The following is a 16,249-nucleotide window of genomic DNA, read 5'->3' as shown; positions in this document are numbered from 1 at the left end:
GCATGATGGTGGGGGAGTTGAAACTCCAGAGTATCGGTACTATCCGGTCGCCATTTCGAGAAAGAAAGGGAATGCCCATTCAGCCTGTAGGGGCGAGGGGCATTCGTGGCACTGTCGAAGTCTTGCCTGAATTTGAAAAAGGTCTTCAAGATCTTGAAGGTTTCTCCCATATCTATCTTTTATATTGGTTTCATCTTTCAGAAGGTTTCGATTTAACCGTAAAGCCTTTTATGGATTCGGAATATCATGGCGTTTTTGCAACCCGCGCGCCGCGAAGGCCTAACCAAATTGGCCTGTCAGTTGTTCGGTTAGTGGCAATAAAAGGGAATAAGTTGACTGTTGAAGACATTGATATCCTTGATGGAACGCCTCTTTTAGATATTAAACCCTTTGTGCCTGAGTTTGATATTTTCGGCCGGCAATTCCGTGCTGGTTGGCTAGAAAAACAGGCAGTAAGTCCAGAAAATGTGAAGGCGGACGAACGTTTTAGCGGATAGAATAATGTAGTTTTTTATAAAAAAGAGTTACTAAAAGCAAGGGGGGTAGCGTTCAACGCTACCCCCCTTGCTTTTTACATACTAACTATATATCAAAAAGTTTAATTAACATCAAAATATTGACGAATTGAAAAAACATCCATATACTTATAAACATCCAGGAAGAAAAAAGCTATTGAAAATATTGCGGAAGGAATGAAATCTTATGCCTGAAGAAAAAGATATTCATCCAATCCTTCGTTCTTATATCCCTTTAGTAAAGGCTCTTGCAGAAACGCTAGGTCCTGATTATGAGGTAGTGTTGCAAAGTACTAAAGATCCAGAAAACTCGGTTGTAGCTATCGAGAATGGATATGTAACTGGACGAAAAGAGGGTGCTCCCTTAACGGATTTTGCTCTATATATTTTAAAAAAAGCCATTTCAAGAGATTTCAACTACGTTGCGAATTATTTAACGAAAACACAAAGTGGTGAAAAACTCCGCTCAACAACAATTTTTATCCGAGATGAAAATCAAGACATTATTGGATTCCTTTGTTTAAATTTTAATATGTCAAAAGCTTTAATTATGAATGATATAATTGCTCCCCTTCTCAAGGTCCACGAGTTACGTGGTGCTTTCGAATCAAAATCAGAAATATTCCCAAGTCATATAGAAGAACTAATTGAAGAAAGTTTGCAGAGAGTCCGGCAAAGGTTTTCTAAACCTTGCTATTTAATGAGTCGCACAGAAAAAGTTGAGGTCATTAAATATCTTGACGATGAAGGTTTTTTCTTACTCAAAGGTTCAATAGAAACTTTGGCGGAAGAAATGGGTAACACTAAATACACGATTTATTCGTATCTACGAGATGTAAGACAAACTGAAGAATCTAAATCATAAGGAAGGAAGATGTAGAAGAATGAAGAAAGTAATAGCATCATCAGCTGCTCCTAAGGCGGTAGGACCATATTCGCAAGCTATTCAAGCAGGAGATTATCTTTTTGCTTCAGGGCAACTTCCAGTTGACCCTGCAGTGGGGAAAATCATCGAAGGAGATATTCAAGCTCAATTCCATCAGATTATGAAAAATTTGAACGCTGTGCTTCAGGAAGCGGGCCTCTCTTTCAATGATGTAGTTAAAACTACTGTTTTCGTAACCGATATGGCTGATTTCGCTGCTATAAATGCGGTGTACGCAGAGTATTTCCCGAACGATAAGCCAGCACGATCTTGTGTTCAGGTTGCCGCGTTGCCTTTGGGCGGTCAAGTAGAAATGGAGCTCATTGCTTTTTGCGGGAAATAAGATTTTTCAGTTTTGTTGATAATGTAAAAAAATAAATAGGGAAATTAGGGGAGGACGTACAATGAAAAAGTTTATGTCATGTTTAGCTTTAGTTGCACTTGTGACTCTTTGTTTTGGTTCCTTTGCTTTTGCCGCAGAAACATTTCCACAGAAAAACATTAAAATTATTGTTCCTTTTGCTCCAGGCGGCGGAGTAGATGTTACATGCCGTTTAATGGCTGAAGTTGCTCCCAAATATATGAATGGGAAAAAAATTGTTGTCGAAAATATGCCAGGTGGCGGTGCTGTTATCGGCCAGACTTTTGTATCAAAGGCTAAAGCTGATGGATACACAATTTTGGCTTATACATCCTCTGTTGTTACCAATCCAATGACTAAAAAAACTACATATACACATAAGTCATTTAAACCAATAGCAATGTATTGTTTTGACCCTGAAATTGTCATGGTTCCAGAAAATTCTCCGTATAAGACTTTAAAAGAATTTATCGGAGCTGCTAAAACAAAAGAAATTAGCCTTGCTACTCCCGGCTACTCTACCTCTCACCATATTGCTTGCCTTATTCTCGAAAATCGTTTGGGCGTTAAATTTGGATATGTACATAATGAAAGCGCAGCTATGCAAGTACAGCAGCTTTTGGGCGGTCACGTAGAAGCGGGAATGATGGCTCTTGGAGAAGCATCCGGCTTCATTAAAGATGGAACAATGCGTGCCCTCGGTGTTATGACAAACGAGAGACCAAAAGATTTTTCTTTTATTCCTACCTTCAAAGAGGAAGGAACTGACCTTGTATGGGGTGCTTTTAGAGGATTAGCTGTTCCAGAAGGAACTTCAGATGAAACCGTCAAAGCACTTGATGAACTCTTCGGAAAAATAATAAACGATGAGGATTTTGCAGCTCGTATGGCTAAAGCTGGTTACCCACTGGTTTATAGAAATGCACCTGATTTCGGATCTTATGTAGAGGAAGTTGCAACTGAGCTCGAAAAAATAGTTCCAACTTTGAATCAATAGTAATTTTATTTTAACGATTAAAATTCGGGGGCATCGTCTGGCAAACGAAATTTTGCCCCCGAATCATATGAGGTGGGCCCATGAAAAATTGGAAAAAAGATTTCTTATTGGCAATAGTTCTCTTGGTTATAAGCGTATTTGTATTTATCGAAGCTGGAAATTTTCCTGATATTGCTGCACATTTTCCCAAGCGCGTTGCTGTTGTCATTTTTCTATTAGCAGCACCTTTGCTTGGACGTAGCCTTAATGAACGCAAGAAAGAAGTAGAATCCGAGAGCGAAAAAAAACGGTATAAGAGCGTTTATTCCGTTATTATCTCCATTGCTGTATATATTCTTATTCTTCCTAAAGCAGGTTACCTTGTTTCTTCATTAGCTTTAATGCTCTTTATAATGTGCAACCTTGGTTATGCCAATAAAAAGAGAGCCCTTATAACGGCTATTTTATCAGTATTTGTGATTTTTGCCGTGTTTAGGTTCCTTTTAGGGGTTCCCTTACCTCTTGGCGTTTTTGTAGAAGGATAAATAAACCAGAGGTTAAGGAGGTCTATCGATATAAATGGAACATATTTTGTCTGCATTTGTTGAAATTTTTACGCCAGGCGTATTTCTTTTCCTTTTCATTGGTGTTTGTATAGGTCTTGTCGTTGGCTCTTTGCCAGGCCTGAATGACACTATTACGTTAGCAGTACTTGTTCCTGTTACGTTCTCTATGGATCCAAGTTACGCGTTTATGCTTCTTGTCGGTGTTTATACGTCGGCTTGCTATGGTGGCTCTATTCCGGCGATCCTTTTAAAAATTCCAGGAACAGCTTCTTCTGTGGTGACGTCTCTTGACGGATATCAGATGACTTTAAAGGGAAAGGCTGGCCAAGCTCTTGGTATTTCAACAACAAGTTCAGTTTTTGGCGGATTAGTCAGTTCCCTTGTTCTTATGTTTTTAGCGCCGGTTCTTGCAAAATATGCCTTGCGTTTTGGCCCTCCTGAATACTTTGCTCTTGCAATTTTAGGCTTAAGTACAGTTGCAGGTATGTCAGGAAAGAATGTTCTTAAAAGCCTTATCGTGTGTGCAATAGGACTGCTTATCGCTACTATTGGCATGAGCCCACAAACAGGTTTTCCCCGTTTTGACTTCGGAAACCCATATTTACTAGAGGGGATTCCATTTGTCCCAATGTTGATCGGTCTTTTTGGAGTAACGTCAGTATTGGAAGTAGCTGAAGAAATTGGACAAAGGAGCAAGGGGAATGTCTCTTTGGATATTCCTAAAATTGGAAAAGTATTGCCTGATAAGAAGATGGTAAAGCGCCTTTTACCTACATGGCTTACCTCTTCCGCTATTGGAAACGTAATTGGAGTTATTCCAGGAGCAGGAATGTTAATGGCCATTTATTTAGCATACGACCAAGCTATTCGAAGTAATAAAGATAAAGAGTTTGGAACTGGTGTTCCTGAAGGAGTAGCTGCGCCAGAAGCAGCCAACAACGCTGTAGTTGCAAGTTCAATGGTTCCTTTGATGGCTCTCGGAGTTCCTGGAAATTCCACATCAGCTCTTTTCTTAGGCGCATTGATGATACAAGGACTTCGACCTGGTCCTTCTCTATTCCAAGATTTCCCAGAAGTGGCTTACCTTATCATTGTTGGTTTCTTTGTAGCAAATATCCTTATGGGGCCACTGGGAATTATGCTGGGGAAATTTTTATCAGGAGTTATTTTCAAAATTCCTAAAGAAGTTCTCGCGAGTGTTATTGCGATGTTATGCATTACCGGTGCTTTTGCTGTGGGAAATAGCGTCTTTAATATTTGGGTAATGCTTTTCTTCGGAATTTTAGGATTTGTTTTTAACAAACTTAAGTTGCCACATTCACCGTTAATTTTAGCCGTGATTTTAGGCGCCATGATGGAAAGAGGGCTCTATCAGAGTCTCGTTCTTTCAAAAGGGTCATACATGATCTTTTTACAGCGGCCTATCAGTCTTGTCATGTTGATTGTTGCAACGCTTTTTGCTATTGCTCCTATTCTTAAAAAGATTAAACAGATGAAGAGTGCTTCAATAAATTAATGAAATTTTAAGAAAATATTTATAAGGAAAGAGGTTTCTTAAATTATGCGCAAAGAGGAAATTTACGCTAAAGCACTATCTGCCCATCAGGAATCCAAAGGGAAAGTTGCCATTACGAGCAAGCTTCCCGTAGAGAGCATGGCCGATCTGGCTATTGCCTATACTCCAGGAGTTGCCGAACCTTGCCGTGAAATAGAAAGGAATCCTGAAGCCGTCTATGACGTTACGTCAAAAGGGAATATGGTTGCCGTCGTTACCGATGGTTCTGCCGTTCTCGGACTCGGCGATATAGGACCTGAAGCAGCATTGCCCGTTATGGAGGGGAAAGCTGTTCTTTTCAAACGTTTTGCCGGAGTCGATGCCTTTCCTATCTGCATCAAATCACAGGACCCTGACGAAATTGTTCGGACTACAGCTCTTATTACACCAGCATTCGGTGGCATCAACCTTGAAGATATCTCTGCTCCTCGGTGTTTCGAGATTGAGCGACGCTTAAAAGAGATTTGCGATATCCCTGTTTTTCACGATGATCAGCATGGAACAGCCGTTATCGTTCTCGCCGGTCTCCTCAATGCCTTCAGATTGGTGAAGAAAAAGATAGAAGATGTGAAAATTGTTATGAGTGGTGCCGGAGCGGCGGGAATGGCTATTTGTCGTTTCCTTCTTTCTGCCGGGGCTGTGAATGTTATTTTGTGTGACCGTAGCGGCGCCATTTATGATGGCCGTCCGGAGCATATGAACTGGGCCAAGGAAGAGATCGCCAAAGAGACCAACCCCAACAAAGAGAAAGGTTCTCTTGCAGATGTTTTGAAAGGAGCCGACGTATTTCTCGGCATATCCGCGCCTGGAGTTCTCACCACTGACATGGTAAAGACAATGGGCAAAGATGCCATTATCTTTGCTATGGCCAATCCTACGCCTGAAATTTATCCTGATGAAGCTCAGGCTGGCGGTGCTGCTGTTATTGCTACAGGGAGAAGCGATTTCCCGAACCAGATCAACAACTGTCTTGGTTTCCCTGGCATTTTCAGAGGCGCTCTTGATGTTCGCGCAAGCACAATCAACGAAGAGATGAAACTTGCTGCCAGTAAGGCTATCGCTGAGCTTATTTCTGAGGATGAACTCACAGCTGAAAGAATTATTCCCGAAGCTCTCGATCCTCGCGTTGCTCCGGCTGTTGCCAAAGCTGTCGCAGAGGCAGCCAGAAAAACAGGTGTAGCTCGAGTATAAAACTCTTAGGAGGCTGACCATGGATTTTAGAATAGAAAAAGATTCTTTGGGAGAGGTGCGTGTCCCCAGCGATAAGTTGTGGGGTGCCCAAACTCAAAGAAGCTTCCAGAATTTCGAAATTGGAACGGAAAAGATGCCTGCAGAAGTACTTCATGCCTTTTTTATTTTGAAGAAGGCCGCAGCTCTTGCTAACGTTAAACTTAATAAATTGAATAAAGATAAGGCCGAAGCGATTATACAGGCCGCTGATGAAGCTCTAGATAATAAACTTTCAGAAAATTTCCCGCTTGTTGTTTGGCAAACGGGAAGTGGCACCCAATCAAATATGAACGTGAATGAAGTGCTTGCGCATAGAGCTAATCAAATAAACGAAAAAGCTTCTGTTCATCCCAACGACCATGTCAATATGTCGCAAAGTTCCAATGATACTTTCCCGACAGCTATGCATATAGCGGCAGTTCTTGCTTTGGAAGAAAGTGTTTTGCCTGCGTTAAAAACATTGCGGGCCTCTCTTCAAAAGAAGTCTGAAGCTTTTATGGATATAGTAAAAATTGGCCGGACTCACCTGCAAGACGCAACGCCACTTACCCTTGGACAGGAATTTAGTGGCTGGGTGAACATGCTTGATCGCTGTGAAATGATGATTAAGCAAGGAAGTGACAGTCTCAAAGAACTTGCGTTAGGGGGAACGGCTGTCGGTACGGGGTTAAATGCACATCCCGATTTTGCTCGCCTTGTGGCTGAGGAAATAGCGACTTTGACAGGTTTTCCTTTTAAAACCGCACCGAATAAATTCCATTCTTTAACGAGTAAAGATGAATTAGTGTACGCACATGGTGCTCTCAAAGCCTTGGCTGCTGATCTTATGAAGATAGCTAACGATGTTCGTTGGCTCGCATCAGGTCCTCGTTGTGGCTTAGGTGAACTTATCATCCCTGCCAATGAGCCGGGAAGTTCTATTATGCCAGGTAAAGTTAATCCTACGCAGTGTGAAGCTGTAACTATGGTTGCCGTTCAGGTTATGGGGAATGACACTGCTGTTGGTATTGCTGCAAGTCAGGGCAACTTTGAGCTTAATGTGTATATGCCGGTGCTTATCTATAACTTCTTGCAATCTTGCCGTTTATTGGCTGATGTAATGATTTCTTTCGAGAAGAATTGCGTTGCTGGAATTACTCCTAATAACGAAAAAATTGAGCATAATCTCAATAATTCTCTCATGCTTGTTACAGCTTTGTCTCCTCACATTGGTTATGACAAAGCAGCTGAAATAGCTAAAACAGCTCATAAAAACGGAACATCATTGAAAGAAGCGGCTCTTGCTCTTCAGTACGTTACAGAGGAAGAGTTTTCTATGTGGGTGCAGCCTAAAAACATGGTAGGACCCCACGCATAAGGAGGAAAAACATTGAGTTATTCCAGAGAATTAGCTTCTTTTATTCATGGCGTTGCCTATGAAAAACTTCCAGAAGAAGTTGTAGCTAAAACAAAAGATTGTGTTTTGGATTGGTTAGGGGCGGTGCTGAACGCCTATGAGCATCCTAACATAACTCAAAAATATATAAACTTCGCTCTTGAAATGGGTGGGGTTGGAAATCTTTCTATATTAGGAAGCGATCAGAAAACGAATCCTCTATGGGCTGCTTTTGCCAATGGAGCGTTGGGGCATATTTCTGAAGTGGATGATGGGCACCGTGAATCGATTATGCATATCGGAACAGTTGTCTTTCCGGTAATTTGGGCTCTCGGGGCAGAAAAAGGCATAACTGGTCACAAGGCTATTGAAGCAGCTGTTGCTGGATACGATTTGGCTATCCGTGTAGGAGAGTGTCTTGGGCAAGATCACTACACTATTTGGCACACGACTGCAACAGCAGGAACTTTCGGTGCTACGGCTGCGGCGGCGAAAATTTTAGATCTATCTGAAGAACAAATTGTTTGGGCACTTGCTCATGCTGGGGCTCAGGCATCCGGATTATGGCAATTCCTTCTTGATGGACAGGTAGAAGCAAAACCATTCCATCCAGGGAAAGCTGTTCTTTCAGGAATTATCGCTGCTCGTCTTGCTCAACAGAATATTCCTGGTCCTGAGCATATTTTCGAAGGGGAAAAAGGCTTTTGTAAAGCGGTTTCCCCATCGAGTAATTATGCAAAATTAAACGATAGATTAGGAACTCTATATAAAGTGAGTGAGGTTAACTTTAAGGGGTATCCCACTTGTGGACAGACCCACTCCATGATCGACGCAACTCAAAAAATTTTAAAGAAAACTCCACTTGACCCAGAGAAAATCAAGCGGATTGAAGCTCGAGTTTATCAAAAAGCCATCGATGTTGCTGGCATTCTTAATCCACGGACATTGGAAGAAGCAAAATTTAGCATACCGTTCTGTTTGGCCTTCTTGATAACGAAAAAAGAGATTACTTTTGTCAATATGACCGAAGAGACCTTAAAAGATTCAACTATCCAGAACGTAATGAAGAAAGTTGAACTAGTTTTTGATGAAGATGTAAATAAGAAATTTCCTAAATGTCGTCCATGTAAAGTTTCTATAGAGCTCGTTGATGGAACAATTCTTACGGAAGAGAACTTATACCGACGTGGGGATCCAGAAACACCAATGAGTCGTGAAGAAATGATTGATAAGTTTAACCAACTGACATCGTATCGATTTTCAGAGCAAAAACGAGAAAGTATTGTTCGTTGGACATATGACATGGATAAAATTAATGCATTTGATTTTGAATCCTTACTATAAGCGGAGGGCTTAAGAGATGTCTCATATTATTGATTCTGAATTTTATAAAAATGGTTGGGGAACAGAAGAAGCACGAGCTGTTTTTGATGATAGAAAAAGATACCAGAGATGGTTGGATATCGAATCTGCTTTAGCTAAAGTTCAAGGGAAACTTGGAGTTATTCCTGAAGAAGCAGCTGAGGAAATTCAGAAAAAAGCTCATATGGAGCTTCTTGATATAGACGCTATCAAAAAAGGTATAGCTGAAACTGGACATTCCTTTGTTCCTCTTATTAAAGCTGTTCAGAATATCTGCGAGGGTAATGCTGGAGAATACATCCATTATGGCCCCACAACGCAAGATATTGAAGACACTGGAATGGTTATGGAAATCCGCGATGCATATCACATCATTTTCAGAGATCTTTGCCGTATGGAAGAGATATTGATTCCACTTGCTGAAAAATATAAAGATTTCCCCATGGCAGGCCGTACTCACAACCAACAGGGACTTCCTATTACATTAGGCTTGAAATTTGCAGGGTGGATTGCTGAAGTTCGTAGAGATATTGAGCGAATGAAACATATGAAAGAGACTCTTTTCGTAGGAATGCTTCATGGCGGCACAGGTACTATGGCTGGCCTTGGTGAAAAGGCTCTTGAAACAATAGATGGTGTAATGAAAGAATTAGACTTGGGAGTTCCCGCAACAGGCTGGGGAAGCTCTCGTGATACATTCGCAGAATATCTTTCCGTACTGGGAATGATTGCAGGAACCATAGGAAGAATCGCAAACGAGATATTCCAGTTAAGCCGAACAGAAATTCTCGAACTTCAAGAGCCTCTGGGAGAACATTATGTTGGTAGCAGCACTATGCCTCATAAGAGAAATGCCGAAACATCTGAATTTGTTGTTGCAATGGCTCGAATCGTTATTTCTAATGCAAATCTTGGACTTCAGGGTATGATTTCTGAACACGAGCGAGATACAAGAAGCTGGCGTCTAGACTGGCATTCTATGCCGGAAAGCAGTATTATGACAGCGAAGATGCTTGAGGCGTGTAACGCTGTCTTAGCTGGTTTGGATATCAATGAAAAAAGAATTTCCCAAAATTTAGATATGCTCCATGGAATGCTTTTCTCTGAAGCTCTCATGTTCTATATAGGTAAAAAAGTAGGAAAACAAACAGCCCACCATCTCATTCGTGATGCCGTAATGCAAGCACAAAACAACAATATGAAGTTCCGAGACATTTTGATGAATGACCCTGAAATAAAGAAACATGTGTCATCAGCTGAGCTTGATGCTGTTATGGATTATTCAAAACACATAGGAAAATCTGTTGAATTAACAGAGCAAGTTATTGCTCGTTCAAAAGAGTTGTCTGCTTCAGATAAAGAATATTTAGCCTAGCACAATATAAAGGGGGAAGAAATATGTTTACAGTGAAAGAGTTTTTGCACTCTGAAGTAAAACCCGCACTTGGGTGTACTGAGCCCGGTGCGGTAGCGTTGGCTGTCGCCCGGGCGTGGGAAGAGGCCGGCCGTGAGAAAGTTAGAAATGTAGAAGCAACGGTTAGCAGCAGTATCTATAAGAATGGAATTGCAGTCGGCATCCCAGGCACAAATGGCTTAAAAGGAAATGTTATCGCTGCCGCTCTGGCGGTCATTTGTGGTCATGCTGATTACGGCCTTGAAGTATTGCGAGATTGTACTGATAACGCTGTAACGCAGGCAGAGAGCCTCATAGAACAGAATTGCGTTAAAGTTTTACCCGACATGAATAAACATGGTGTATATGTGCGGGCTATAGTGACGACAGAACATCACACCGCTGAATGTGTCATTGAAGGAAGCCACACTAATATTGTTAAAGTTACTCTTGATGGCAAATCAACATATGCCCTTCAAGGAATTTCTCAGAATGCAAATAAAAACGATGAAAAAAGTATTCCTGACCAGATCAAAGCAATGTCCTATCGTGACCTCGTAAGCATCATGGATAATATGGACGAAGAGGATATTGATTATGTTATGGAAGGCGTACGAATGAATATGGAAATTGCCGAACTTGGGCTTGATCCTAAGAGAAAATTAGGGCTCGGTGTAGGTAAATCCATGATGAAATATGTTGAAGATGGGGATACCCGAACCCTTGGTAATAAAATAAAAGCTATTTCTGCCGCTGCTTCAGATGCACGAATGGGCGGAGCTCCCCTTCCTGTTATGAGCAGTGCTGGAAGCGGAAATCACGGAATAACAGCGATTTTGCCCGTATATATTGTGGCAGAGCATTATCATAAAAATAAAGAAGAAATGGCAAAAGCTATTACACTCAGCCACCTTACCACGAGCTTTCTTAAAAGCAGAATGGGACGGTTAAGCCCTGTATGTGGGTGCAGCGTTGCCGCTGGAGCTGGTGCAGCAGCTGGTATAACATTCCTTCTTTCAAAAGATTTGCATAAAGTAGAAAAGGCTGTTGAGATTCTTGTCAGTAACCTCGTTGGTATGCTTTGTGATGGAGCAAAAGATACATGTGCTCTCAAGGTTGGAACGGGAGCATACGAGGCTTATTGTGCAGCTATGATTGTGCTTGATGGAAACGAACTCGATGGGCCTCAAGGCGTTGTTGATGAAACGATAGAAAAAACTGTTGCCAATGCTGCAGCAATTAATATCGAAGGTATGACAAACGTAGATAATATCATTATTGATTTCGTCTCTCGACGATATGCAGAGGAGGACCCATCTGAGCATGCAGTGTCATAAGTGTAAAGCCCACCCTTGTAGAGAGGGAAATCCATGTGTTACTAAAGACAGCTTGGCTCTCTATGAGGAAAATTCTCTCGATAGACGGCTTGTTACCGTTTCAGCAGAGATCGAAGCTCTCTTTTATGGAGAAGCCTGTCGAGTTGATGAAACACTGGAATTTGCGCGGCGAATGGGATTTAAAAAGTTGGGGCTCGCTTTTTGTGTTGGTTTTGCCGAAGAAGCTGCCATTTTGGGGGATATCATCTCCAAGGAGTTTGAACTCAATTCTGTCTGTTGCAAAGTTGGCGGCATGACAAAAGAAAGCCTTGGAATGGAAAGACGCCCCTGGCTGGGAAGTGCCTCATGCAATCCTGCCGAGCAGGCCAGAGTTTTAAACGAGGCGGGATGTGAGTTCAATATCCTTTTAGGCTTATGCGTAGGTCATGATTCTGTTTTCTACCGTCACTCGAAAGCACCAGTGACGACATTAGTTGTAAAAGATCGGAAACTTGGACATAATCCTGTAGCAGCTCTTTATTGTCCATACATTAGAAAAAACTTGGGCAAGCCCTTAAAAGAGAGAACGGAATAAAAGAGTAAAAAGGAGCGGAACCTTCATAAACAGAGGTTCCGCTCTTTTTATCTATCGTTATTTTTCAATACACGCAACAGCGCGTGCAATTCTTTCGAGCCCCTCTTTGATAACGGTTCGAGGTGCAGCAATATTAATACGCATAAAGCCCTCGCCGCCCTTACCGAACCAGGCTCCGTTGTTCATAGCTACACGAGCCTTATTGACGAACAGATCAAGAAGTTCGTCGCCAGAAAGGCCGAGTTCACGGCAGTCAATGAAAGGAACATATGTTCCTTCCGGTCGAATCAGCTTTATTGAGGAAATGTTCTCTTTCAGGAATTCCTCGATAAAATTTACGTTTCCTTCAAGGTATTCAATTAACTCTTCAAGCCAAGGTTCTCCCTTTCGATATGCAGCTTCCAATGCAAATGTTCCGAAGATGTTTCCACTGTCGATATGAAGAAATTTTAGGATTGAAGTGTACTGAGCTCGAAGATCTTCATCAGGAATAATAATGGCAGACGTTGAGAGCCCTGCAATATTGAAAGTTTTGCTTGGAGCAATACACGTAATAGTTCTCGCTGCTATTTCATCAGAAAGAGATGCAATTGGAATATGGCGGAATCCCTTATAGATAATATCTGAGTGAATCTCATCAGACACAATAATAAGGTTGTGACGAACACAAATTTCGCCAATCTTTCGCAATTCTTCTTCTGTCCAGACCCTACCAGTCGGATTATGAGGATTGCAAAGGAAGAGCATTTTTACCGACGGATCTATTTTCTTCTCAAGGTCATCAAAATCAATTTCAAAATGGCCATCACGAAGCACAAGAGGGTTCTCTACAATATGACGTCCCTGACCGCTTGCTGAACTATAAAAGGGAGGGTATACAGGTGTTTGTAAAATAATACCATCGCCAGGCTGAGTTAAAGCGAGAACAGCCATGGAGAGCGCAGGAACTACACCAGGGGAATGGCATATCCACTCAGGCTTAATTTTCCAGTCATGTCTCTTGTCAACCCACTGTACAATTGACTCGAAATAGCTTTCTGTTTTTCCTGTGTAGCCAAAAATCCCGTGGTCAACTCGTTCTTTAAGCACTTCAATAACTTCTGGAGGGGCTGTAAAATCCATATCAGCAACCCACATGGCAAGCAAGTCGTCACGCCCAAATTTTTGTTTTAGAAAATCCCATTTTTCACACGAAGTATGATGTCGATCAATAATAGTATCGAAATTATATGTACTCACTACTTTTCCTCCTCCGCAGAAGTTTATGCTTTTTTACATGCAGCATTATGATATCATGTTACACCCTGGGTAGTATTGTAATAAATGTCCCAAGAAAAAAAGAGTATTTACGACCATATAATGAGAAAAAATTTTGTGCTAAATTTATAATTAGCGTTTTTACTTTTCATAAGCCCCATATATAGGGCAATTTTATAAAGAGAGGTCGAGAGATATGATGAAACATTTTCAAGAACGCTTTAATAGACAGATCGACCTGAGCGTGCTTGAGCACCCTTCAACTCCTCGTTTGTCAGAAAATGCCATGTGGCTTCTTACCCAGCGTTATTTTATTGATCGTTACGATGAGGAAATAGGTGCGGTACGTCAGGAGCGTTCTTTTGAGGAATTTGCACGCCGTGTGGCGCGTATTATCGCCAGTGCCGAGACCCTCTATCTCGACAAAAATGATTCTCACGCTCTTTCTTGGCTTCAAACCCTAGAAAAGAACATCTTTAACGATATTCTAAACCGGAGGTTTTTGTTTAATTCCCCATGCCTTTTCGGGGCCGGAGCGGGAATGACCATCGAGCCAGAACTTGCGTCGATGATCTATAAATCACCTGACGACATGACCTTCGATGACTACGAAAAGCTACTTGCATCGAAAACAAAAAACCAGCAGCTTTTTGCGTGTTTTGTTATTGACATTCCCGACAGCATAGAAGGAATTTTCGATTCCGTCAAAGACGCCAGCATCATCAGTAAATTCGGCGGCGGCGTTGGTGGCAATTTTGGATGGCTAAGAGAAAAAGGGGCAGGAATTAACGGTGGAACAGGTGGACAGGCTAGTGGCCCAATCTCCTTTATGGAGACATGGAATACCATGGGCTCTGTTGTTGTTCAGGGAGGACGTCGTCGTGCTGCTCTCATGGGAATGCTTTTCGACAATCATCCCGATATTATGGATTTTATTGATGCCAAAGTCGAAGAAGGAAAACTTTCGTACTTCAATATATCTGTATGCGTTTCAGATGCCTTGATTGAAGCTGTGAATACCGGCGGCGATTTTTCGCTCATGTCCCGTATTAATGGCACAGAAGCACGTACAGTTAAAGCTGAAGAGCTTTGGAACAAACTGTGTGAAAGTGCGTGGAGACGGGGAGATCCCGGAGTTTTCTTTATTGACAGAGCGAATGCCGACAACCTTCTAAAACTTGATAAAGACTGGTGCATTGAATCGACGAATCCCTGTGGCGAACAGCCGTTGCCTAACTATACGAGTTGCAACCTTGGTTCGATCAACGTTGAAGCCTTTGTTACGACACAAGACGGTGTTTCTGCTTTTGATGCTGAGGGCTTTATCGATCAGGTCTATCGTTCAATATACTACCTTGACCTTGTTATTGATGCCTGCTCGTATCCTTTGCCTCGCATTGAGGAACGAACGAAGAAAATTCGTCCGGTGGGTCTTGGTGTTATGGGGCTTGCTGATGCTGCTATTATGCTTGGAATGCGTTATGGCTCTGACTCTTTCAATGAGTATTGTACGGCTCTCGGAGAAAGCATGTCAGCTGCCGCTCTCTCTGCAACTGAAGAGCTTGTTTCAGTTATGGGCAAAACTCCTTTCGATGAAAGCCACTTGGTTAAAAAGCTTTTTGATGCCTTCAAGGCAGAGATACAACAAGAAGAGCTCTTTACCTCTACGTGGTTTGAAGAGGCCGATCTTGATGACATGAATGCCGTTTTAGCCTTCATGAAGCAGACAGAGACGGTTCCTTATACATTGGTTAATGCTATTGAAAGCCTTATAAACAACGAGAGACTGGGAGACGACAAAGAACGTCTTTCAAAAGTAAAAGAAGTATTGAAAGCCCTCTCTACGGGGCAGATTCGAAATAGTCGGCGGCTAAGCATTGCTCCTACAGGTTCGATTTCCATGCTTATGGATACAAGCTCTGGAATTGAGCCTAACTTTGCATGGTCGTGGACACGTCGCATAATGAAAACTGACGGCTCAGGCCATGAAATGCGAGAATTTTGCCATAAGCTCATAGACCAAGAACAGTTGCAAGAACTGAAACAGACAGGGCAAATCGCTAACCCGAACTATGTAACGGCTTATGATATTTCTACTGATGAACACGTTGCGGTAACAGGCATTTTCTCCCAATACATTGACAGTGGCATTAGTAAAACAGTGAACTTGCCTCATTCGGCAACAGTAGACGACGTGAAGAGAGTATATGAAATGTGTTATGAAATGGGAGCTAAGGGAATCACCATCTATAGAGACGGCTCTCGTTCCGCTCAACCCATTGAAGTTAAAAAGAAAGAAGAAGTTCCTCACACAAGCAAAGTTAAAAAACGGCCAGGGCTTGTTGTTTTTGGAAAGACAATTAAGCAGAAGACTCCGTGGGGCAGCATGTATGTAACCCTTAATTTTGATGGAACCGACCCCTTTGAAGTCTTTGCAACAATAGGCAAAAGTGGCTCAGAATTGAACGCTATGACAGAAGCTCTTTCACGGGCTATTTCAATCGGCTTGCGAAGTGGTGGAAAACTTGAAGACTTTATAGCTACGTTGAAAGGCCTTTCTGGAAAGGAATATTGGGTGTTCGACTACGATGATACACATATTGCGCGCTCTATCCCCGATGCTATCGCCATGCTTCTTGAAAAATTGATAGAAAAAGAAGGGCAGGAAGAAGAACATAGGGATTTGAAATGTCCCGAATGTGGCAGCCCCATGGAAATGATTTCTGGATGTGCTTACTGTTTTAGCTGCGGTTATTCACCGTGTAAGTAAAAATAAAAGATTTAGCCGGTCTCAAACTTGAGGCCGGCTTTTTTTATTGATGA

At 41.9% G+C, this 16,249-nt stretch carries 14 protein-coding genes; 13 read left to right on the top strand and 1 reads right to left on the bottom strand.

Annotated features, from left to right (window positions below):
• The first annotated feature begins 2 nt into the window (after nucleotides 1–2).
• From tsaA to RBH88_RS10250, 12 genes are all read left to right on the top strand, one after another.
• A complete protein-coding gene (gene tsaA, locus RBH88_RS10305) occupies nucleotides 3–497 on the top strand; it encodes a tRNA (N6-threonylcarbamoyladenosine(37)-N6)-methyltransferase TrmO (protein WP_213691586.1) in 495 nt (164 codons plus the stop codon).
• 205 nt (nucleotides 498–702) lie between these two features.
• Nucleotides 703–1,380, top strand: coding sequence for a transcriptional regulator (locus RBH88_RS10300; RefSeq protein WP_213691585.1), 678 nt, complete (start codon nucleotides 703–705; stop codon nucleotides 1,378–1,380).
• A 19-nt stretch (nucleotides 1,381–1,399) separates the two neighbouring features.
• Nucleotides 1,400–1,783 carry a RidA family protein gene (locus RBH88_RS10295; RefSeq protein ID WP_213691584.1) on the top strand — a complete coding sequence of 128 codons (384 nt, stop codon included), beginning with the start codon at nucleotides 1,400–1,402 and terminating at the stop codon, nucleotides 1,781–1,783.
• A 61-nt stretch (nucleotides 1,784–1,844) separates the two neighbouring features.
• Nucleotides 1,845–2,798 carry a tripartite tricarboxylate transporter substrate binding protein gene (locus RBH88_RS10290; RefSeq protein WP_213691583.1) on the top strand — a complete coding sequence of 318 codons (954 nt, stop codon included), beginning with the start codon at nucleotides 1,845–1,847 and terminating at the stop codon, nucleotides 2,796–2,798.
• A gap of 80 nt (nucleotides 2,799–2,878) precedes the next feature.
• Nucleotides 2,879–3,322: a tripartite tricarboxylate transporter TctB family protein gene (locus RBH88_RS10285; RefSeq protein WP_213691582.1), complete on the top strand. Its 444-nt coding sequence runs from the start codon at nucleotides 2,879–2,881 to the stop codon at nucleotides 3,320–3,322.
• Nucleotides 3,323–3,356: 34 nt separating this feature from the next.
• Complete coding sequence (locus tag RBH88_RS10280) at nucleotides 3,357–4,859, top strand: tripartite tricarboxylate transporter permease (protein WP_213691581.1); 1,503 nt, start codon at nucleotides 3,357–3,359, stop codon at nucleotides 4,857–4,859.
• 45 nt (nucleotides 4,860–4,904) lie between these two features.
• Nucleotides 4,905–6,089: an NADP-dependent malic enzyme gene (locus tag RBH88_RS10275; protein WP_213695690.1), complete on the top strand. Its 1,185-nt coding sequence runs from the start codon at nucleotides 4,905–4,907 to the stop codon at nucleotides 6,087–6,089.
• 19 nt (nucleotides 6,090–6,108) lie between these two features.
• Nucleotides 6,109–7,485 (top strand): class II fumarate hydratase, encoded by a 1,377-nt coding sequence (fumC, locus tag RBH88_RS10270; RefSeq protein WP_213689873.1) that lies wholly within the window; start codon nucleotides 6,109–6,111, stop codon nucleotides 7,483–7,485.
• Between the two features lie 12 nt (nucleotides 7,486–7,497).
• Nucleotides 7,498–8,847: an MmgE/PrpD family protein gene (locus RBH88_RS10265; protein WP_213699776.1), complete on the top strand. Its 1,350-nt coding sequence runs from the start codon at nucleotides 7,498–7,500 to the stop codon at nucleotides 8,845–8,847.
• 16 nt (nucleotides 8,848–8,863) lie between these two features.
• Nucleotides 8,864–10,240 (top strand): adenylosuccinate lyase, encoded by a 1,377-nt coding sequence (gene purB / locus RBH88_RS10260; RefSeq protein WP_213692221.1) that lies wholly within the window; start codon nucleotides 8,864–8,866, stop codon nucleotides 10,238–10,240.
• Nucleotides 10,241–10,263: 23 nt separating this feature from the next.
• On the top strand, nucleotides 10,264–11,595 hold the full coding sequence (locus tag RBH88_RS10255; protein WP_213692220.1) for a serine dehydratase subunit alpha family protein: 1,332 nt from the start codon (nucleotides 10,264–10,266) through the stop codon (nucleotides 11,593–11,595).
• Nucleotides 11,582–12,169 (top strand): DUF1847 domain-containing protein, encoded by a 588-nt coding sequence (locus tag RBH88_RS10250; RefSeq protein WP_213692219.1) that lies wholly within the window; start codon nucleotides 11,582–11,584, stop codon nucleotides 12,167–12,169. Before RBH88_RS10255 ends, RBH88_RS10250 begins: the two co-directional genes overlap by 14 nt.
• Before the next feature lie 57 nt (nucleotides 12,170–12,226).
• Here RBH88_RS10250 and RBH88_RS10245 read toward each other — a convergent pair whose 3' ends face one another.
• On the bottom strand, nucleotides 12,227–13,408 hold the full coding sequence (locus RBH88_RS10245) for a MalY/PatB family protein (RefSeq protein ID WP_213695688.1): 1,182 nt from the start codon (nucleotides 13,406–13,408) through the stop codon (nucleotides 12,227–12,229).
• 214 nt (nucleotides 13,409–13,622) lie between these two features.
• On the opposite strand from RBH88_RS10245, the gene RBH88_RS10240 reads away from it, so the two are divergent.
• On the top strand, nucleotides 13,623–16,196 hold the full coding sequence (locus tag RBH88_RS10240) for an adenosylcobalamin-dependent ribonucleoside-diphosphate reductase (protein WP_213699778.1): 2,574 nt from the start codon (nucleotides 13,623–13,625) through the stop codon (nucleotides 16,194–16,196).
• Nucleotides 16,197–16,249 lie beyond the last annotated feature (53 nt).

Origin of the sequence: Aminobacterium sp. MB27-C1 (genome assembly GCF_030908405.1) — a bacterium.
Taxonomy (GTDB): domain Bacteria; phylum Synergistota; class Synergistia; order Synergistales; family Aminobacteriaceae; genus Aminobacterium.
The sequence above is the reverse complement of the archived record's forward strand: the minus strand, read 5'-3'. Positions and strand labels throughout refer to the sequence as shown.